This is a genomic window from Leuconostoc mesenteroides subsp. mesenteroides ATCC 8293, assembly GCF_000014445.1.
Lineage (GTDB): Bacteria > Bacillota > Bacilli > Lactobacillales > Lactobacillaceae > Leuconostoc > Leuconostoc mesenteroides.
Genome location: NC_008531.1, coordinates 1,873,438 through 1,893,645, shown reverse-complemented (window position 1 = coordinate 1,893,645; position 20,208 = coordinate 1,873,438). Strand labels below are relative to the sequence as shown.

Here is a 20,208-nt window from a genome sequence, read left to right as displayed (position 1 = left end):
ACAGATAAAATGTGAGGCGATAATTATGAACTTTTTTGTGAATAAGGCAATTGGAGAAAGTAATAGTGGCGTTGAACACGCACAGTTTTATCGTGCGCACTGTTTTCGTGAAAAAAAGATTGAATTTAAATTTATCTTCACTGACTTATTGCCACAATTACACCATCATATGCAATTGTGGTCCCTACCAGAAAATGAAGTTATCGGATTATATGATTTGTTGTTAAGTGATGATCCAGATCGATACGCCAAAACTGGTTTAACGGAAATTAATGAATATTCCACTAACTCTTTGTGGGACTTAACGAACACGCAGCGCACTATCGTGCATCAAACGACGGGGCAATATACTGAGACCATTTTTCGTTCTAAAAGTTATTCTGAAGCGAAAAAATTATTCTTGATTGACGATGATCGTGTTATTTTAAAAAATGGTATCCATGAAATAATGTGGCACTATCGAGATAGTGGTTCACGTGGAAAAATTGCTACAAATATTCATCTACGTAATTTTCGTGGTAAAAATTATGTTTTTTCAACAAAAGAAGCATTAATTGATTTCTTTTTTATAGAAATGCAACATATTTTTCAAAAAAATATTTATTTTTTAGATCGTGGGACAGCGTGCGAAGAATCATTAGTACGATTAAAGCGCATTGGATTACCCTTGAAAATTGTGGATATGATTCATGCTGAACACCTAGTAACCTATCAAGGTGGGCACCCTTTATGGAACAATTATTATCAATATATGTTTGATCATCTGGATGATATGGACTTAGTCGTAACAGCTACAGAATTGCAAGCTGAGATGATAAAAAAACAACTTACTCAAATGAATATGCGAGGCGCAGATAAAATTTGTGCAGTACCGGTCGGTGGGGTAGCTAAATTAGAAAATCCACGTCGCTGGCACGGCGGTACAGCTAATTTCGTCACCGCCTCACGCTTACATCCAGAAAAAAATATACTACAAATCATAAAAGCGATTAAAAAATTACGCGATGAGGGGATGGATGTCACGTTAGCCATCTACGGTTCAGGAAACGAAAAAGAAAATATACAAAGAGCAATAGCGGAATTAGACTTGCAATTTAGTGTGCATTTAAAAGGTTTGAGCCAAGACATTATTCATGATTTTCAAAAATATGATGCATTTGTATCAGCCTCTTATTCTGAGGGGTTCGGATTAACGTATATTGAAGCCATTGGGGACGCTTTACCGATAGCCACCTATGCTAACTTATATGGTGCCCAAGAGCTTGTGTGTGAGGGAGTGAATGGGTGTCTAGCTGATTTTGACAGAGACAAAGCGCAAGAGCGTGCTAATATTTCCAATCTTGCTGATGCGATGCGACGTATTTTCGATAATTATGATCACTTATCTGTTGGTGCTCACAAAAAGGCACAGGAATATCAGACAAATAACATCGCTGATCAGTGGCAAAAGATATGTGAGGTGCTAATATGAAGATAGAGATTATCAATTCCCTCACAGAAACCAATTTAAAGGGAGTTGCTTGGCAAATAGAGCAAGTAAAGTCCGGTAATAGTGATGAATTGTGGTTGGCTACACCACATGAAGATGCAGCGCATCTCATTAAAAAACTTGGTCTAAATCCTCATAGGGTGTTTGATATATATGCGCAGTCTTATTTAAGTGAGATTGATGAAACCAAAGGCATCTGGTGGGGTGAATTGCCAGTGCCCAACGAAGCGCAATTGATTATTAACAAAGACTGGACTAAAAGTATCGTTAGTCGTGGGCAACAGCTAGCAACTGTACGTTGGTTTGGTGATTCTAAACGAATCGTGCAGGCAGTTGTTTGGCAGGATTCAGATGGTAAAATAGACTATAAAGATATTTATTTACGGGATGGACGTTTATTTGCAAAACAATATTTTAGCGAAGGAAAGTTATTAGAATCCGATTTTTATTTTGGTCATCCTGAAGTGGTGGTCAGTGATTATTATTTTGAAGGTAAACGCAATTTTGTTTATGTTGCTGGTCAAAAATATGCTAGTGCTGAAAAATATATCATGAACACGTTAAGTAAATATGCTGGAAATGATTATAATGTTACGCAGTTGCAAAGAGAAATGAGCTACGTACCTAAGCGAACAACGTTAACAATTCTTGACGAATTATCAAACGAAAAAAGAGATATTTGGAGTCAATTAACCGCTATTTTAAAAGATAATCAACATGAAATAACACGGATTTTGGTGGACCAAAAAAATTATTTGAAATTACGGATGACGGGATTGCCTATGAAAAAGGTTCACCGTCGAAATTAATCGTGCAGTTTCTCACACGCGAACAACACAAAGACAAAATTTTGTTTTATAATAGACTTGTAACTATAAAAATTTGGAGGCTATCATGGCTAAATTGACTGTTTCAGATTTGGAACTTTCAGGTAAGAAAGTATTGATGCGCGTTGATTTCAACGTGCCTATCAAGGCAGGCGTTATCGGAAACGATAACCGTATTGTGGCAGCTTTGCCAACAATCAAGTATGTTTTGGAAAACAATGGTCGCGCAATTTTGTTCTCTCATTTGGGACGTATTAAGTCTGAAGACGATAAGAAAGAATTGTCATTAGCACCAGTTGCCGCACGCTTGGGTGAATTATTGGGTAAGGACGTTAAGTTCGTGCCACAAACTCGCGGTGAAGAATTAGAATCAGCAATCAACGCTTTGCAAGATGGTGAAGTTTTGATGGTTGAAAACACACGTTTTGAAGACGTTGTTGATGGTGAAGTGGTCAAAAACGAATCAAAGAACAATCCTGAATTGGGTAAGTATTGGGCATCATTGGGTGATGATTTGTTCATCAACGATGCCTTTGGTACAGCTCACCGTGCCCACGCTTCAAACGTAGGTATTGCTTCAAATGTTTCACAAGCAGCTGCTGGCTTCTTGATGGAAAAAGAAATCAAGTTCTTGGGTGATGCTGTTGCGAACCCAGTTCGTCCTTTCGTTGCTATTATCGGTGGTGCAAAGGTTTCTGATAAAATTGAAATCGTAAAGTCATTATTGAACAAGGCTGATAAGGTTATCGTTGGTGGTGGAATGGCCTATACATTCGATGCTGCTAAGGGTAACAAGATTGGTAATTCATTGTTTGAAGCTGATAAAGTTGAATTGGCTAAGGAATTGATGGCAGAAGCTGGCGACAAGTTGGTTTTGCCAATTGATTCAATTGCTGCTGACGCATTTTCAAATGATGCAAAGACTGAAGTTGTTGATGCTGAAGATGGTATTCCTGACGGCTACATGGGTCTAGATATTGGTCCTAAGTCTGTTAAGTTGTTGCAAGACACATTGTCTGATGCAAAGACTGTTGTTTGGAACGGACCTATGGGTGTGTTCGAAATGTCTAATTTTGCAAAGGGTACTTTGGCAATTGGTGAAGAATTGGTTAAAGTGACTGAAAATGGTGGTACAACAATCGTTGGTGGTGGTGATTCAACTGCTGCGGTACAACAATTGGGTGTTGCCGACAAGTTGACCCACATTTCAACTGGTGGTGGTGCTTCACTTGAATACCTTGAAGGTAAGGAATTGCCTGGAATCGCTTCAATTTCGGAAAAGTAATTTCAAAAATAGCGCGAGAGCGCTTTTTTTGTACAATAATTTAAAAATTGTTAAACGTTTGATTGATTAATTACTGTATATATGGTTTAATAATTAACGGACAAAATAACGTTTGCCAGTGAGCAGACATTTTGGAGGAAAACAATATATGACAATTAGTCAGTCCGAAAACGTAATGCAGCAAGATCAGGTAGAGACTGGTGCTCAAATGACCAGCGAACAAAAGGTGGTTCTTGGATCAACAACCCTAGGGTTTACTTTGGATCATATGGACGCAACATTCCTATCTTTCGCATTGGCGCCTATGATTGCCGAACTACACATTACTGGTGCACAGGGTGGAATTATTGCAGCAATGTCAAACTGGGGAGCACTATTAGGAAGTCTCTTGTTTGGTATTTTAGCTGACCGTATCGGTCGTGTTAAAGTATTGTCTTATACTATTATGCTCGTGACCTTTGCGACAGTTATCTTGGCATTTTTGGATAACACGCACACGATTTATGCAGCTCGTTTCCTTCTGGGGATGGGAACTGGTGGTGAGTATGGTGTAAGTATGGCATTGATTGCTGAGAGCTTTAGAGCTAGTCGTGTAGGCCGTATGAGCTCTATTACTGCAATTGGCGGACAAGTGGGTGCCATACTCGCGGCAATTTTAGCAACATTAATTATGCCTTTCTTTGGTTGGCGTGGTTTGTTTATGTTAGGATTTTTGCCACTAATCGTTGTATACATTGTGAGACGACACTTAAAAGAAACACCTGAATTTGAGCAACTGCAGGCTGACTACAAGACTGGTAAAAAGAAATTTAGTTTTAAAACGATTGCCAATACCCCCAAACGCGCTTATACTTCTTTTGTGTTAATTGTGATGTTGACTATTCAAACATCGGGCTATTACGGATTGATGAACTGGTTGCCAACAATTATGCGGAAGCAATTGGGTATCACAGAAACAATTACAGCAGGATACGTCAATCTTGGTATGATACCTATTATTATTGGTATGGCGGTTGGTATGCTTACTTTTGGTACGATTCTAGACACCATAGGTCCCCGACGCGCGTTTGCTATATTCTTAGTAGCTTCAGCGCTTATGATTTATGTCTTTACATTTGCATATAATATGTGGACATTAACAATTTTAGGTGCATTAGTTGGATTTTTCTCTAACGGCATGTATGGTGGATTTGGCGCAGTTATTAGTCAATTGTATCCTTCGGAAATTCGAGCAACTGCAGCCAATACCTTGATGGGATCTGGCCGTGCTATTGGTGCCTTTTCATCAGTTGTGATTGGTTGGATTATGGACAATTATAGTGTGGCAGCCGTGATGCTGAGTTTATCGTTAATGTACGTCATTAGTTTAATTTTTATGTTAACAATTCCTGGATTTAAAAAATTAAATACTGACCAATAATTCAATAAAATTAAAAGGAACATTTAATGATAATGTTCTTTTTCTTTTGGGTATTTATGTGAAACGAGTCACTAACAGAAGGAGATGCGTAGTAAATAATACTTTACAAATATGACAAAAAGCGGTAAAATTAATTGTAAATAAGTTCACATACAAGAAAGAGGTTAAAAATGAAAGCAGCAGTTGTTCGTAACGTAAATGATGGTTATGTTGATTTGATCGAGGATTGGCAGCCACGTGCGTTAGCATTTGGAGATGCATTGGTTGATGTTGAATACGTTGGCCTTTGTCACACTGATTTGCACTGTGCTAACGGCGATTTCGGTGACCCTAACAAGATCGGTGAACGTAACGGTAATTTTGGTCGAGTTATTGGACATGAAGGTGTTGGACGCGTGTCTAAATTAGGTGAAGGTGCTAGCGATTACCTTAAAGTCGGTGACCGTGTTTCAATTGCCTGGTTCTATGACGCTTGTGGCGTTTGTGATTACTGTGTCTCAGGAAACGAAACGTTCTGCCGTAAGGTGCGTAATTCTGGTTACACAATTGATGGCGCAATGTCACAACAAGTTGTTGTAAATGCTAAGTATGCAGTTAAAGTACCAGAAGGCTTAGACCCTGTTGAAGCGACATCAATTACTTGTGCTGGTGTTACAATGTACAAAGCCTTGAAAGTCGGTGAAACTAAGCCTGGTGAGTGGGTGTCAGTTCACGGTGCTGGTGGTCTAGGTAATTTGGCTGTTCAATATGCACACAGTGTTTTCGGTGCTCACGTTGCAGTTATTGATGGAAACGATGATAAATTAGCAGCCGCAAAAGCTAATGGAGCGGAAGTACTAGTTAATCGTAAGAAGGAAGATGTTGTAGCTAAGGTGAATGAATTAACTGGCGGCGTTCACAATGCTCAAGTGACAGCTGTTAACGATGCTGCATTCTCCCAGGCTGTGAATGTGCTTCGTCCAATGGGCAAGCTTGTAGCCGTTGCTTTGCCACAAGGTGATATGGCTTTGAATATTGCTAAAACAGTCCTTGATGGTATTGAAGTTCGCGGTTCATTGGTTGGAACACGTGCAGACCTAAAGGAAGCTTTCCAATTTGGTGCTGAAGGAAAAGTTAAGCCAATTGTTGAGACAGTTGCCTTCCAAGATATGAATGAAATTATTGATGAAATGAAAGCTGGTTCAATTACTGGTCGTAAGGTCATTGATTTTACAACACTTTAATAGTAAAAAAGCGTAAACAACTTATAATAGCTGTTTACGCTTTTTATTTTGATCTTAAGCATTGGCTTCTAAAACAATTAAATTATCTTCGGAATCATGTATTGATAAGGCAATTTTGTTTCCAAATCTTTTTTCTGGCTCGCCAATAATTGGGATGAAATTGTTACGTAAGTGTTTTACCAAATCGGCTTGGTGATCACGAACGAGCATTTCTAGGCGGTCAGTTGGTTTGCCGGTGACAAACACAATATCTTCGCCATCAATCACAAGGTGCCGACCACTTTGGTGACCAGATTGCGGCAAATCAAATACATCACGCCAAAAGCGATAAGCACGGTTGATGTCAGCAGCTGGAATAGTTTTGATGTTTAGTTTACGTGGTTTCATAATAATTATAGTATAGCGGATTCTCTGGTTTTTTCAACCAGTTCCATATCTTGTTGGCGAGTTAAGATTGTATAAATGGTAATCAGTGATGCGACAAATCCCATGAAGAACCAAGAAATATTTGGTGAATAGATGTTTGCGGTGCCGAGAAAAATAATTTGACCAAGTGGCGTGGCCGACATAACGAATGTATTAATTAGACCAGAAACACCCGCCAAGCGATTATGATTGGTTCGCTTCATTAAGATTGCTCCTAATTTTGGATTGATTTTAGCTTCAATGTATGAAAATAAAAAAATGATTAGCATCCATAAAACACCATTTGGATAAAAAAGGGGTACAGCAGCAATTAACACAATACCAATACCAGAAATGCCAATTAATTGTTTTGTTGTTAGTTTCTTGAAAAAATCATTGATAATCAAAGATCCAGTTAATAGGCCAATTGAACTTATTGCGCCAAAAATAGCTACGGTCGTCCCAAAGTTACCAATTAATAATGATTTGTTATGTAATAAGGTCAGGTTAAAAACACCATTAAAAGAGGTGCCGACAAAATTAATGGCGGTAGCGAGTAGTAAAATTTGAAAAAACAAATGATCCTTGTAAACATAAATAAAAGTTGATTTTAAATCTGAAAAAATTGATGTATTGGTATTTGGCTTTGTTTCTGCTTCAATATGTTGTTCGGCTTCCAAAAATTGACGATGATTAAGCGCCATAATGGACCAAGCAATAACAAACATCCCAGCATTGATAAGACTAAATCCAGCGTAATTTTGATGCAAAATGCCAAGTAAAGCGACGCCGGAAAAACCACCAATTAAGTTGACGGCAACACTGACAGTTTGCTCCAAGCTCATTGCTTCTTGCAGATCAGAATCGCTTAAAATAAATCTAGAAACTGGTTTCATTAGTAAATTACTATAAGATCCGACTACCGAAGAAACAAAGACTAATAATAACAGTATCAAAAAGCTCCAAAATTGACCGTCAAAGAAAATCAATATCACAGTAATAATCAAAAAAATTATTGATTGAGAGAGGCGAGCAATACGCCAAGACCGAAGGTGATGCTTCGTTTTATCAGCAAAGTTTCCAACAATAATGGAGAATAGTGTTGGTAGCATTTCTGTAAATGCGACTAATGTAACACTAAGTGTTTTGTTTGGCAGTGTTGCAGCATAAACTAAAAAAACAATATTGAAAAAGCTGCTTCCTAAGTTATTAACGAACTGTGATGTAATCATTACTCGAAATGCTGTATTATTTTTGGCAACGCGCATATAAGAACTCCTTTTTTTAATGATAAATTGAATAAATATAGCATACATGGTAAAGTCAGTTTGACAACAAAAAGAGAATATATTCTATTTTTTAAATAATGAGGGTAATGAAAATGAATTATGGTGCGACTTTTAAACGTTTACGAGAAGATAAGGGTTTGAAAATAGTTGACTTAGAACAGCCTAGCATATCTCGATCACTGATTGGAAAATTTGAAAAAGGGCATACTCGTATTTCAGCGGATCGGCTAGATAAATTATTATCAGATATGGGTGTTAGTCATGATGAATTCTTGTTTCTTGGTGGAGAAACCAACAATAATTATATTTATATGTTGCTCCGTGAAATGGGTGTTCAATCCGGGAAACCACAAGAAAAGAAACAATTAGAAGCAATGATTTTGAAAGCTACAAATGATATGCGTCAAGGTCGTGGCGGTATCAGTGCACGCTTTATACGTGATTTTGGTTTAATGATACAGGGCGCACTTGCCGAAGAAGAGAATTTACAAATATATGACATTGATATTGTGAAAAAACACGTCAGACCAGCAGTTAATTTTTTAAAGCAAGCCGAAACGTGGGGACAAATTGAATTAGATATTTTTACTTTGTTTTATTTTGGTATGTCTCCAAGTGACTTGTTAATTTTAAGCCGTTTAGCTATCAAACGAGCAAAATTTTATACACAGTTACGTACAGAAAAAAAGCGATTAGTAGATATTGCTTATACAGCCTTTAACGGACTGCTTTTTGTAGATCTTAAAGGTGCAGCTGAAATGTTAACCTTATCGGAACAAATATTGAGCGATGCTGACCAGTTTATATTAGATTGGACTGGTGAGCGAATTCGTTTGAAATTTGGAAAGGGTTTATTAATGATGATGCAAGGAAGTGTGGAAGAAGGCTATCAATTAGCTCATTCGGTTCTTACTGTTTACGAAATTACTGACCAAAAAGATAAAGTGAAATATTCCAAAGAAGTTATCGAAAAAACACGAGACGCTGTTTTATCGGGTGAAACGCAAAAAATACCTCGTACATACTCAATGTTGCTTTAAAGTATGGTAGACTTATAGTTATGGCATTATTAGAAATTTCAGGCCTTTCAATGGCCTACGCAGAAAAAACTTTATACGAAGATGCAGCATTTGAATTACAGGCTGGAGAACACATGGGCATTGTTGGCCAAAATGGTGCTGGTAAGTCAACACTTATCAAGATCATTACCGGTCAAGAACTACCTCTCTCTGGTAAAATCGAATGGCAAAAAGGCCTAAAGGTCGGCTATCTAGACCAGTATGCAGAAATTCCTGAGGGAATGACGCTGGTTGATTTTTTGCATACGGCTTATCAAGATTTGTATGACAAACAAGACCGTATTACGGAACTGTACAATGAATATGCAGAGAGCTTATCTGATAAATTGTTAGAACGCGCCGGACGCATGCAAGAAGAGCTAGACGCTGCCGGATTTTATGACGTGGACACCAAAATTGAGCGCGTGATTTCTGGATTGGGATTGGAAGCCATTGGGCGCACTCGGGCACTAGAATCAATGTCTGGTGGGCAACGTGCCAAAGTCATTCTGGCTAAGTTATTGTTAGAAAATGACGACGTTATTATCTTAGATGAACCAACAAACTATCTAGATGTGGCCCATATTGAATGGCTTGAAGATTTCCTACAGTCTTTTGAAGGATCAGCGATGATTATTTCGCATGATTTTGACTTCCTGGATAAGGTAACCAATGCAATAATTGACCTATCGTTTGGTAAAATTACTAAGTTCCGTGGCTCATTTAAAAAGGCAATGCGTCAAAAAGACGAGCGAGCTGAGCAACAGTTACGTCAATATGAAAAGCAACAAGGTGAAATTGAGAAAGCGCAAAAATTTATTGCCAAAAACAAGGCACGTGCGTCAACATCAAAACAAGCCAAGTCACGTGAAAAAATGTTGGCAAGAATGGATCGAGTTGATCCACCGTCAGAGGCATTGCAAGCTAAGTTTAATTTTCCCTATGTTAACTCTCAGTCTGCAAACGCACTAACAGTGAATGAACTTTCTGTTGGTTATGTAACACCTGTTTTGGAGCCGGTGACCTTTTCGATGACATCGGGTCAAAAGGTTGTCTTCAAAGGTTTTAACGGTGCTGGTAAGTCTACACTAATTAAATCTGTTTTGGGTGTTATTCCAGCACTTGGTGGTGAAGCAGAGTTTTCACCATCAGCAGTTGTGAATTACTTTGATCAAGATTTAGAATGGGACAATGATCAAAAAACACCACTGCAAGAAATGCAAGATCGTTTCCCTAAATTGGAGCCGAAAGCTTTACGTACTCGGTTAGCTGCTGCTGGTATTAACGCTGAAAATGCGCAAAAACCAATGAAGCAGCTTTCTGGTGGGGAACAGACCAAAGTTAAGTTGGCCATTATGGAAATGAAACCAAGTAATTTCTTGATTTTAGATGAACCGACAAACCACTTGGATGAAGGCACAAAAAATGCTTTGCGTGCAGCTATCGACAAATTCCCAGGAAACGTGATTATTGTTTCCCACGAAACTAGCTTTACAAAGGGACTAGGAGATAAAGAATTAAACGTTGCCGCATTAAGCTATAAAGAAGAAGCGGAATAACAATAAAGAGTTAACAATTTCTGTGCACCCGTGTAATAGATGAGCAGGTGTTTCCAGATATGCGACGGTTAAGCTTGACCGAATGTAATTAAAAAAGCCGATACGGACTCTATGTGAATGTATGTCGGCCTTTTAAAAACTACTAAAGCAATCTTTCATGGAAAACCATGGCATTGAAATACGGTAATTATGACAGTACTATGAGTCTTCGCTCATGAACTGTTTATTGAGCGCAAAAAGCAGTGTTGACGGCATTTTGGGTATTGCTATCCATTCTAAATTCTGGTATATTAGTTATTGTTATGGAGAAGTACTCAAGCGGCTGAAGAGGCGCCCTTGCTAAGGGTGTAGACGTGTTAAAGCGTGCGAGGGTTCGAATCCCTTCTTCTCCATTTAGCATTTCATGGCGTTGCACCAAGATCTTGGTGCAACGCTTTTTTTATGTAAAAATGCAGTATTTTATTGATTTTTGATTGTGAGCTATTTTGCGTTACTTATTTTTCTGAAACTACATATTGGTTTTGACGCAGACAGTCTATTGAATTAGAGAGATTTGTTTCTTTTATTAAAATATAATCAGTATCGTACGTTGATATTGCAAATATGCTGACGTCAATTTCGGTTAACAAAGTTGCTATCTTAGATAAAATGCCAACTAAACTGAAATCTAAAACACCATTGATTTTTAATGCGCGCCAACCATCTTCTTGGTTTATTGTTTTTGTTGGCACACTCTTTGTTGGAGCAACGATAGAAAGCTCATCTGCAGTAGAGCCAATAAACAGAGGCTTCATTGATAAATCCAATTGTTCCAATGATTCGATTTGAAAAACCGAGAGTTGTTCTGGCAAAAGTATTAATTCCATAGTGTATTCTCCTTAGTAAATTAAAAAGCCTAGGAAATATTTCGTTAAGAAATATCTCCTAGGCTTTTATCCGTCCGTGTGTACAATGTAATCATTGTATGTTTTCTCTTGGACCAGACCTATTATTATAGCGGAACCCTAGAAAACTATAGATTAATAATAAACTAACTATTTTTATTAGGCAATTTAGAATGGGAATCTTTAGATAAAATTAAAAATATTTATATAGGTAATTTTTGAATTTGAAACATTATTATATAAATGTTTAACTAACTTGTCAATATTGATAGTAAAAGAATATCACTGATTTTTACAATATATTAAATTTACTGATTTGCACTTTTAAAAAATAATTTAGTCTGTATAGTAAAGTATTAAAGATAAAAGATTGGAAGAGAGCAATGAAGATAAACATTTTGGTAGACAATAACACATTTATTGATGAATATTATTTCGGTGAGCCCGCTTTATCTATGCTAATAGAAGATCAAGATGAAAAAATACTTTTTGATATGGGGTACAGCGACATATTTTTGCAGAATGCAAAAATCAAGGGTATTAATCTAAGTGAAATGACTAAAATTGTTTTTTCGCACGGACACAATGATCATACACGTGGTATGAGTTTTTTATCAAAATCATCAGGACTTTTTGGTAAGTCAGTTTATGCACATCCACTTTTTTTGAATTCAAAGCGATATGAGAAATTAGATATCGGGTCTCCCAAAAGTACGGAATGGGTATCAAATAAGTTTGATTTGAACTTACAAAAGGAACCAATTAAATTAACAAATAAAATTTGGTACTTAGGAGAAATAGGTCAGTATACTGCTTTTGAAGAGCGAGAAGCCATAGGAGAATATTTTGTTAATAACCAATGGGAAGACGATTATGTAATGGATGATACAGCGATGGCTTATGAAACAGATGAAGGGCTATTTATTATCACAGGATGTTCCCATAGCGGCATTTGCAATATTTGTGAGCATGCTAAGAAAGTTACAGGTACCAATAAAATACTTGGTATCATTGGTGGCTTTCATTTGTTTGACCTAGATGAACGATTAGAAAAAACTGTTGATTATTTTCAAAATAATAATATTGCACAACTATATCCGAGTCACTGTGTTTCTTTTAAAGCTAAGGCATATATAAATCAATTTATTACTGTTGAAGAGGTCGGAGTTGGATTAGAAGTCAATATATAAAATAATGAGAGAGCGTGTTTTAACTTATTATTATTTATTTGCTGACACTGTGAATTAGCGAGTCAAAAGCATGCCATTAAATCACTTTTGTTTTATAAAGCGAAAAGCCCCCAACTAGTATTTGGAGATTTGGTTATTATTTATAAATATATAAATGGCGATATAGTTCTTGGCTAACCTGAAAAATATTGAGCAGGCTAACCAATGCGTAAGCTGAAAAAGGTAACCATTTTTTCTCTCTAAATCTCTCAACAGCGTATGAAATAAGCATAAATGCTAGTAACAATGGCATTGAGCGCTGAATATAGATATTATTCGGATATGTAAAATTGGCTACAATAAAAGAAATAGCAATTACAAAAAGCGCTGCTCTATATTGAAACATTTTGCTGTGTATATTTATGTTTTCCATATTTACATTTTCTCTTTCTTTATTTTTATCTTCTATTTTGTTGACGGAGTTAGCAATGATGAGCATATGAATCTCGTCAATGTCATCAGCTAACTTGTTTGAAATTACACCACTTTTTTATATTTATCGAAAAGGTACGTCCCTTTGTTTCATAATTTCATTCCCTTTAATGCTCTAGTTAACGAAAAAAATATATAACGTCGCTAGGCCAGCAATCGTGACAAAAGCAATATCTGAATTGAATTTTTTCTTCTCACTGTAGCTCTGAAATCCAAGAGCCAGCATCATTAATGTCACAATAAGAGCGCTGTATTTTGTATAGTTAAACTGAAAGTTGGCATAATTCAGCAATGCCATTACAATCAGGGCAACCGCACCTATAGTTTTCATCATTTTAAATGGTTGTTTTGTCATATGTCATCCCCAATTATACTTTTAACGTGGTTCTGCACGTATATACGTACTCTGTGAGTACATTATTTGTAAATTACTATAGCAGAATAGAAGACTACGGGCGTTTTATATTGTACTTCAACGATTTCGTGCCCGTCCGCTTCTAGTTGAGCCAAAGCAGTGTTTAATTTATCTGTAAAACTCGTAGCTGTCCAGTAACCATTTATCAGTTGTGTTTTCATGTCTCATCCCCAATTAATTTTAATGTATGTAAGCACTCTGTGAGTGCTTATTTAGTAAATCTACACGTTAGATATTTTATGCCACTAAAAATAGTCAGCAAAGTAAATAAAAACGCCATTGAGCCATTTGCTGAAGCCGCATTTTTAGATATGGTTAGAGAAAAACTAAAGTCAAGCCCATTTTGGTAGACTGTATAGATCGTTAGTAAAGCAATCAGCAATGTAATACTTAACCAGAGTGTAGTTCTTTTCATTATAATAATGCTCCTAATTTATTCTGCGGTATGTAAGTACTCTGTGAATACTTTTTATTTAGAGGTCACTTAATCATTAATTTCAATGTCAGGACGACGTTTAATGACAATCTTTTTGTCTAACGTAATTGAGACGCCTTGGTCAAAGATGCCGCTAGATTCTACTGTAACTTCATTTTCGCTAACTTTTAACACTATAAATGGTCCACCCCTAAAATTATCAGAACTATCCTCAATGGCTATGTTACCCTGGTCATTATCCATAACGATTGTATTTTCAGGTATAAATAGTTGCCAACCATAAGCTACTATTTGCGTCTTTAATTCTTGTTTATGTTTTGTCATCCTTAATCCCCAATTACGCTTTTAACGTGGTTCTGCACGTAGTATTTGCTAATATGGCTAGGCTAATTATCTAAAAAAGGATATTATTGCAATGCTTGGTAATGCAAACACCCCACTAAAAATAAATCTTTTTTTAGTTCTCTCTTCGATTTATTATGTTGGTATCTATCAACCGCAAGAGCAGTCCATAGTATTACCATAAAAACTGCTTGGACAATTTTTATATATAACGTGTTGGTATTAGTCACAATTTCATATAGGACTGTTCCTAAAATTCCTACTGTGGCAATTATTCTAAAAATAGTGGCTTTTTGCATATTGTTATTCCCCCGCTGTTATGCAATAGGGAAGCGACACATAGAGTTTATCCCCTTGTTAAAATAAGCAGTTTTTTTCGTTTTAAGTCACATACTGATGGTAGGGGGATTTCTATTTATAGACAAAGTAAGTCACAAAGCTAATGAAACTTGCCAATAACATCATTATTCCCGCCACACGATACTTTTTACTTTTCTTATCTTTACTTAGTATTAAAAATGTTAGTCCACTCATAGCCATTGGGAACGTTGTTAATAAATCCATAAAATACTCCTAAGTTATATGTTTTCAAAACAGCACTCTCGAGTGACGCAGGTATAACGAAGTACGCCATGAAGTCATAAATTTTGCTATATCTTTCTGTTTTCTCGTCAAAGTAGAGGTCAAGCAAGAAGTTTTAATGCATAGGCATTAAAACTAATTATAGCGTTGTGCTGGACGATATTTATTAGTGTTTTAATATAGTCCACTTGATACGTAGTCAGAGTAGCAAGGGAAAGGTGAGCTGTTTTTTACTTTCAGTTTTAAACCTTATTCCTGATTCAGTTTAAAAGTTATTCTTCCTTTGTTAAGATTAGTATCTTGTTGGTAAATTAACCTTAGTTGATGATTTGTATTTGCTTGTCCCACAAGGTTTCCCGTCGTTGATTCACCTTGACGCAAAGTGCCGCTGTCTAAAGAAGCAGTTACGTTGTAAGGAGACTCCGTTGTATCTGTTTGTTTACCATTGTCATCAAGGTGAAAAAAGTATGAATCATAATCAAATTTTTTATTACTGTTATTGGTAATGGTCATATTGACAACAACAAATTGATTTCCAGCAGCTAATTTATCAATTTTGGGGTAACCATCTATGAAACTGAAGTCATTTACTTTAAACTGAATATCTTTATATTCTGCTGTCTCACCAACTTTAAAAATTGACTGCGGTTTTAAAGTGTTTTTGGATGAGGTTGTATCAACTTTTTTAACCAAATCACCAGAATACCTAGTATAAACTTGCCAAAAGCCAATAATGACGACAATTACTATTATTAGCGTGGTAATCCAAATACTTTGATAAAAACTTTTATTTTTGGAACGTGTTTTTATATTTTTTCTGCTCATATTTTTTCTTCTTTGCATTTTATATGCGCATTAAAGCAGCAAGTTATTTGTAATGGAACAGCAGCTATTTACCAGTTTTATTTTCATGCTTTGTTCCCATTAAGGCTTTTTTAATTGCGATGCTTGATAATTATTTAAAATGTCTGGTCTAGATCTTGTGAGTATAGACCTAGCGCCTTAGCATATGATTTAATATCAGTGTCTTCACTTGTCTCAATAAGACATTGCAGTAAAATTGTTGAGGATTCTTTAAAGCGTTTTAAATTATAGAGTGTCATCCCTTTGAAAACTTTTAAAGCATTATTTGTTGGAAATAATTCCGTACCTTTTGATAAAATATCTAATGATTCATCATAAGAACCTATTGATCGTAGAGTACTACCTAAACCTAAGTAGGCGTTTTCTAAATCGACAGATTCTAGCCCATTGTTATCAATGGCTGCATAGTAGTGAGGGACAGCTTCTCTTTCTTGTCCAAGAATATCGAAGCTCCAAGCATATTGATATTGAATATTGGCATTAAGCGGATATTTGGCATCTAATTTTTTTAAGATACGGTTGGACGCCTTAAATTCTTTTTCATGTCTCATTTTTATTGCGGATTTTAAAAGAATATTGTCTTGAGTGGTCATCATTTGATTTCAGTTCCTATAAATTTCAAACGAGTTATTGACGGGTTTAAAATTTGTTGTTGATTTTTCTCTGTGCAAGCACATCAAATAGGATGAGACTACTAATAGTTATTTTGATTTAAGACTGATGAGAAAAGAACCACGAAAAGTAAAAAGTATAGTACTAATATGGCGATTGTCAAAATAAACTGCACCAATCCAGCACGATTCCATGTGGCCTGGACAGCTTTAAATGTTTCGACGTCTGTGTAATCACCTTTTTGCCAGGCCCATTCATTGCCTTTAAATCCACAAACAAAGATCCAAATGAAATTAAATAAAGGGATTAGGCATAGTAAAGGTAAATAAGTTTTGTTACCAATTCCCCAAAATATGTTATACATGAAGGCGCCCCAGTTCCAACCTTTAATCTCAACAGGTACAATTTTACCATTCTCATCCATAATCATTCTCCTAATTCTTTTAACGTGAGTCATACACGTTAACTTGTTTATGTATGCACTCAATGAGTGCTTTTATTTTTTATTGTTGCCTTGCATACCAGTCTTCTTGGAAAATCGCATAATAGTCTATATCAACCCATTTGCCGTTGTAAAAAATTTCATTTTTGGCTGTGCCTTCCTTGACGAATCCCGCTTTAGTGTAGGCTTTTACAGCGCCAATGTTGAAGGGGTATACTGAGAGCTTAATTTTGTGCATATTGAGATTATTAAAACCGTAACTCAATATTAGGGATAGAGCTTCGGTGCCATATCCCTTTGATCGGTCTTCCTTTTTGGGGAAGCCAATCCCAAGTTCGCAGGAATGATTGCGTACACTGATATCAGATAGATCGACAAACCCAACTAAACTATCATCACTAACTTTTCGAATAGTAAATTCAACATTTTCGTAGCTGTTGGAAGCATCCCTAAATATTTTTTCCCAATCTTCCGCGGTATAAGGGTGAATCATATCACTAGCTAACGGCGTTACAAAATCTTCGTCCCATTGCCAACTAGCTAACTTTTTCCCATCTTCTTCGTGGTAATGCGATAGTTTTACATTGTTACCTATAAACATGTTTTTCTCTTTTCTTTAATATGCATTAGTGAGTTTCCTATAAACAATTAAAGAAATATGCGGCCTAGTTCATCTTACTTGCAGTCATAATGCAACTCCGTTGATACATCTTTTATCGTGGATAAGTATTTGCACGTTGGTATTTGGAACAGTTTACTTTGCTTATATAGTATCAAATAGTAAAAGGACACAAATACTATTAGAAAAACCTTAAATAAATGTTAACATGATGAAGCTGATGGGAATAACAATAAAATCTGATGTTTCCTTACTAAGTCTGTATAATAAATACAATAGGAGTGAATCGCAATGAATAAAATTTTAAAAGATCAGTTCATGATTGATCAATTATCTGATAACCAGAAAGAAACCATTACAAATATAAACAGTTATATCAACAAGAGCATTAAAGGGAATCAGCATGCTGTGGCGGTTATTCAAGGGGCTGCCGGCACGGGTAAATCAGTTGTTTTAATGAATTTAGTCACAAAATATATGACGAATAAACGTTATAAAACCGCGTTAGTTGTTAATCATCCCGAATTATTTAAAGCTTATCAAGACCTTGCCCATGATATTCCCGGCATGAAAGAAAAGGATATCTTACGTCCCACAGCACTCATTAATCGTGCCCAGAAAAACAATTGGAAATATGATGTTATTTTCGTAGATGAGGCACATTTATTATATTCAAAACCAGAGCCTTATGCACACTATCGAGGTGAGAACCAGCTCACAGATTTAATGAACTTAGCCAAAGTTGTTGTGGTGGTCTATGATTTTGCACAAGTTTTTCAATCTAAAATGTACTGGTCACAAGATTTATTACGTCAGACCGTTGGTAGTCATCCATACCGACAATTTGATATGGATTTTCAATATCGTATGGTTGCTAGTTCAGAACAGGTACAATGGATGGATGACTTAACAGCACAAAAGCCATTGATTCCTTTTCCTCGTAATAGTGATTTTGACTTTAAAGTATTCTCAACAGCAGGGGATTTATATGAGGAAGTTAAAGCTAAAAATCGCGAAGTTGGGTTGAGTCGTGTAGTCGCAACTTCTGGATTTCCACGCATCAATGGGCGTCACAATGTTGAGATGGACACCTTTTCTTTACCTTGGGATGAATGGGATCCACAACGTACACACTGGGCTAAACGTGAATCGTCTATTACACAAGTAGGCACAATTTATACGTTACAAGGATTTGATTTAAATTACGTGGGCATGATCATTGGTCCATCATTTGGCTATGATGACAAAACCGATAGCATGACTATTTTGCCAGAAAAATACTCACATAAAGAGATTTTTAAGAAGCGCAAGGACATCAAATTTACAAGCAAAGAATATCAAGATTTTATTGCTAATGTTTTGAATGTTTTAATTAAGCGTGGCAAATATGGTATGTATTTAACAGCTTATGATGATCAACTAAGGCAACGGTTGGTTGATTTGTATCAAAATGAACGTTAAATTATAGTAAAAAAAGCCATGATAACATATATGTTATCATGGCTTTTTGTTTATTTAATCAATGCTAATTTTTTCCACTTACGAATCTTGGTTCTAAAAGTTTTAAAAGGTGCTACCGAGTTGATGTGAATCCATTTCCATACTGGCCATTGGGCTGGAGTAGTTGCCCACTTTCGCTTATTGGGCTCAAATAAAATGTCATCTGGTAAAGAACTTACAAGTTCACAAAGTTCAATAACACGTCTGTTTAGTAAGTTGATCTGTTCTTCAAGAGAAAGGTCAGCATAATCATCATAAAATGATTGATAGAGTCCGCCTAAATTATTCCATGTATAACCCTTTGCTGGCACAAAGACATCTTGACCAGCTATTTCATCTTTTTCCCAGTTCAATAAGGCGGTAATCCATCCTAACTGGTATGAAATATTTTCGCTTGGTGTGCGAGCAACATTTTGTATCCGTTTATTGCTAAGTGAATTTGGAATATTTGTAAATTCATCAATGTACTTTTTATAATTGGTTTTGATGGCCTCGTTTAATGCGGCCTTGCTTTCATATGATTTCATCGGATAGCGTTCTTTCTAAAGTATGATGGATTATTTGAGCGACCTGATTCAACATTTGTTTTGATTACATATATTTGTACGTTTTTTGTAAAACTTATAATTGATCCAAAAATTTTTCTATCTGTTTTTTGTTTTTTAAGATAACAATATTTTTAGATTGATCTATCGTTTCAAACATGTTCATGATTATAACTTTTTGTTTATTGGGAAATTGCCAAATCCACTTGAGAAAATCCCAATCAATTTTTTCCGGGCAATCGTCTTGCATATCTGGACGTGAGGTACCTCTATACTGCAGAAGACGTTTAAAAACTTGATAGATACATACAAATCGACTTCTATCCAAGAATACAATGGTATCGGCAGCAGCAACTCTAATATCTAGTGTGCCATTATAATTACCGTCAATAATCCAGCTATCTTGACGCACTAAATTGTTAACAATGATGGCTTGTTCAGGTTTTGGCGTCATTTGCCAATTCGGTTTCCACAACAACTTATCTAAGTGAAAAGCTGTAATGTTTAGTTGTTTGCTCATTTTGCGTGCTAACGTTGATTTTCCAGCACCGCCTGAGCCAATTAATAAAACTCTTTTCATGATTTCCCCTCACATTGCTTACTATTATAACTTTAAAACGATCAAATATAAATGACATTGTTGGGAGAAAAAATCAACTGTGATGAAAATTAGAGGTCATCAAAAGCGAATATAGAATTAGTAAAAGTGGAGCTCAGCTTTTTATGAGTCACTGTAGTATAGGAAAAGAAA

General features: G+C 36.1%; 24 protein-coding genes, 1 tRNA gene and 1 riboswitch. Of the genes, 10 read left to right on the top strand and 15 right to left on the bottom strand.

Translation table 11 applies throughout. The features are described from left to right. Positions 1-25 precede the first annotated feature (25 nt). From LEUM_RS09360 to adhP, 5 genes are all read left to right on the top strand, one after another. Positions 26-1,471, top strand: a complete 1,446-nt coding sequence (locus tag LEUM_RS09360; protein ID WP_011680470.1) for a glycosyltransferase — start codon at positions 26-28, stop codon at positions 1,469-1,471. Next, positions 1,468-2,298 (top strand): glycosyl transferase, encoded by an 831-nt coding sequence (locus LEUM_RS09355; RefSeq protein WP_011680469.1) that lies wholly within the window; start codon positions 1,468-1,470, stop codon positions 2,296-2,298. Before LEUM_RS09360 ends, LEUM_RS09355 begins: the two co-directional genes overlap by 4 nt. A gap of 85 nt (positions 2,299-2,383) precedes the next feature. Beyond that, positions 2,384-3,601, top strand: a complete 1,218-nt coding sequence (locus tag LEUM_RS09350) for a phosphoglycerate kinase (protein WP_011680468.1) — start codon at positions 2,384-2,386, stop codon at positions 3,599-3,601. A gap of 148 nt (positions 3,602-3,749) precedes the next feature. Beyond that, positions 3,750-5,021 carry an MFS transporter gene (locus LEUM_RS09345; protein ID WP_011680467.1) on the top strand — a complete coding sequence of 424 codons (1,272 nt, stop codon included), beginning with the start codon at positions 3,750-3,752 and terminating at the stop codon, positions 5,019-5,021. Positions 5,022-5,191: 170 nt separating this feature from the next. Beyond that, the gene (gene adhP / locus LEUM_RS09340) at positions 5,192-6,244 is read left to right on the top strand and encodes an alcohol dehydrogenase AdhP (protein ID WP_011680466.1); all 1,053 of its coding nucleotides are present in this window, start codon (positions 5,192-5,194) and stop codon (positions 6,242-6,244) included. Between the two features lie 54 nt (positions 6,245-6,298). Here the strand turns inward: adhP and LEUM_RS09335 are convergent, their stop codons facing one another. Together LEUM_RS09335 and LEUM_RS09330 are read right to left on the bottom strand one after the other, a co-directional pair. Next, on the bottom strand, positions 6,299-6,631 hold the full coding sequence (locus tag LEUM_RS09335; RefSeq protein ID WP_002815665.1) for a lactoylglutathione lyase: 333 nt from the start codon (positions 6,629-6,631) through the stop codon (positions 6,299-6,301). Positions 6,632-6,636: 5 nt separating this feature from the next. Further along, a complete protein-coding gene (locus LEUM_RS09330) occupies positions 6,637-7,917 on the bottom strand; it encodes an MFS transporter (protein WP_010288714.1) in 1,281 nt (426 codons plus the stop codon). A 107-nt stretch (positions 7,918-8,024) separates the two neighbouring features. On the opposite strand from LEUM_RS09330, the gene LEUM_RS09325 reads away from it, so the two are divergent. The 3 genes from LEUM_RS09325 (at position 8,025) to LEUM_RS09315 (ending at position 10,947) form a co-directional block, all read left to right on the top strand. Beyond that, positions 8,025-8,978 (top strand): helix-turn-helix domain-containing protein, encoded by a 954-nt coding sequence (locus LEUM_RS09325; RefSeq protein WP_010288712.1) that lies wholly within the window; start codon positions 8,025-8,027, stop codon positions 8,976-8,978. Between the two features lie 20 nt (positions 8,979-8,998). After that, complete coding sequence (locus LEUM_RS09320) at positions 8,999-10,555, top strand: ABC-F family ATP-binding cassette domain-containing protein (RefSeq protein WP_011680464.1); 1,557 nt, start codon at positions 8,999-9,001, stop codon at positions 10,553-10,555. Between the two features lie 304 nt (positions 10,556-10,859). After that, positions 10,860-10,947, top strand: a tRNA-Ser gene (locus tag LEUM_RS09315). 102 nt (positions 10,948-11,049) lie between these two features. Here the strand turns inward: LEUM_RS09315 and LEUM_RS09310 are convergent. Continuing rightward, complete coding sequence (locus tag LEUM_RS09310; RefSeq protein ID WP_010285994.1) at positions 11,050-11,421, bottom strand: ACT domain-containing protein; 372 nt, start codon at positions 11,419-11,421, stop codon at positions 11,050-11,052. 53 nt (positions 11,422-11,474) lie between these two features. Further along, a riboswitch (guanidine-I (ykkC/yxkD leader) is annotated at positions 11,475-11,574 on the bottom strand. A 248-nt stretch (positions 11,575-11,822) separates the two neighbouring features. Between LEUM_RS09310 and LEUM_RS09305 the strand changes: the two genes are divergently transcribed. Beyond that, positions 11,823-12,629 (top strand): MBL fold metallo-hydrolase, encoded by an 807-nt coding sequence (locus tag LEUM_RS09305; RefSeq protein WP_011680463.1) that lies wholly within the window; start codon positions 11,823-11,825, stop codon positions 12,627-12,629. A gap of 136 nt (positions 12,630-12,765) precedes the next feature. Here LEUM_RS09305 and LEUM_RS09300 read toward each other — a convergent pair whose 3' ends face one another. From LEUM_RS09300 to LEUM_RS09260, 10 genes are all read right to left on the bottom strand, one after another. Beyond that, the gene (locus tag LEUM_RS09300) at positions 12,766-13,107 is read right to left on the bottom strand and encodes a hypothetical protein (protein ID WP_010281030.1); all 342 of its coding nucleotides are present in this window, start codon (positions 13,105-13,107) and stop codon (positions 12,766-12,768) included. Between the two features lie 108 nt (positions 13,108-13,215). After that, positions 13,216-13,455, bottom strand: coding sequence for a hypothetical protein (locus LEUM_RS09295; RefSeq protein ID WP_011680462.1), 240 nt, complete (start codon positions 13,453-13,455; stop codon positions 13,216-13,218). A gap of 62 nt (positions 13,456-13,517) precedes the next feature. After that, a complete protein-coding gene (locus LEUM_RS10770; RefSeq protein ID WP_010286068.1) occupies positions 13,518-13,676 on the bottom strand; it encodes a hypothetical protein in 159 nt (52 codons plus the stop codon). Between the two features lie 323 nt (positions 13,677-13,999). Next, positions 14,000-14,275 (bottom strand): hypothetical protein, encoded by a 276-nt coding sequence (locus LEUM_RS09285; RefSeq protein WP_010286066.1) that lies wholly within the window; start codon positions 14,273-14,275, stop codon positions 14,000-14,002. Between the two features lie 83 nt (positions 14,276-14,358). Then, complete coding sequence (locus tag LEUM_RS09280) at positions 14,359-14,592, bottom strand: hypothetical protein (RefSeq protein WP_011680460.1); 234 nt, start codon at positions 14,590-14,592, stop codon at positions 14,359-14,361. A gap of 112 nt (positions 14,593-14,704) precedes the next feature. Then, positions 14,705-14,857: a hypothetical protein gene (locus LEUM_RS10765; protein ID WP_010286061.1), complete on the bottom strand. Its 153-nt coding sequence runs from the start codon at positions 14,855-14,857 to the stop codon at positions 14,705-14,707. A gap of 267 nt (positions 14,858-15,124) precedes the next feature. Continuing rightward, positions 15,125-15,700: a DUF4352 domain-containing protein gene (locus LEUM_RS09275; protein WP_011680459.1), complete on the bottom strand. Its 576-nt coding sequence runs from the start codon at positions 15,698-15,700 to the stop codon at positions 15,125-15,127. A 134-nt stretch (positions 15,701-15,834) separates the two neighbouring features. Beyond that, the gene (locus LEUM_RS09270; RefSeq protein WP_011680458.1) at positions 15,835-16,335 is read right to left on the bottom strand and encodes a tetratricopeptide repeat protein; all 501 of its coding nucleotides are present in this window, start codon (positions 16,333-16,335) and stop codon (positions 15,835-15,837) included. Positions 16,336-16,433: 98 nt separating this feature from the next. Continuing rightward, positions 16,434-16,775 carry a hypothetical protein gene (locus LEUM_RS09265; protein WP_011680457.1) on the bottom strand — a complete coding sequence of 114 codons (342 nt, stop codon included), beginning with the start codon at positions 16,773-16,775 and terminating at the stop codon, positions 16,434-16,436. A gap of 79 nt (positions 16,776-16,854) precedes the next feature. After that, positions 16,855-17,394, bottom strand: coding sequence for a GNAT family N-acetyltransferase (locus tag LEUM_RS09260; RefSeq protein ID WP_011680456.1), 540 nt, complete (start codon positions 17,392-17,394; stop codon positions 16,855-16,857). A gap of 309 nt (positions 17,395-17,703) precedes the next feature. Here LEUM_RS09260 and LEUM_RS09255 point away from each other — a divergent pair, with 309 nt between their 5' ends. Next, entirely contained in the window at positions 17,704-18,873 is a 1,170-nt protein-coding gene (locus tag LEUM_RS09255) for a DUF2075 domain-containing protein (RefSeq protein ID WP_011680455.1), read from the top strand. 50 nt (positions 18,874-18,923) lie between these two features. On the opposite strand, the gene LEUM_RS09250 is transcribed toward LEUM_RS09255, so the two are convergent. Together LEUM_RS09250 and LEUM_RS09245 are read right to left on the bottom strand one after the other, a co-directional pair. Beyond that, positions 18,924-19,439: a ClbS/DfsB family four-helix bundle protein gene (locus LEUM_RS09250; RefSeq protein ID WP_010292976.1), complete on the bottom strand. Its 516-nt coding sequence runs from the start codon at positions 19,437-19,439 to the stop codon at positions 18,924-18,926. Positions 19,440-19,533: 94 nt separating this feature from the next. After that, entirely contained in the window at positions 19,534-20,037 is a 504-nt protein-coding gene (locus LEUM_RS09245; protein ID WP_011680454.1) for a DNA topology modulation protein, read from the bottom strand. Between the last annotated feature and the right edge of the window lie 171 nt (positions 20,038-20,208).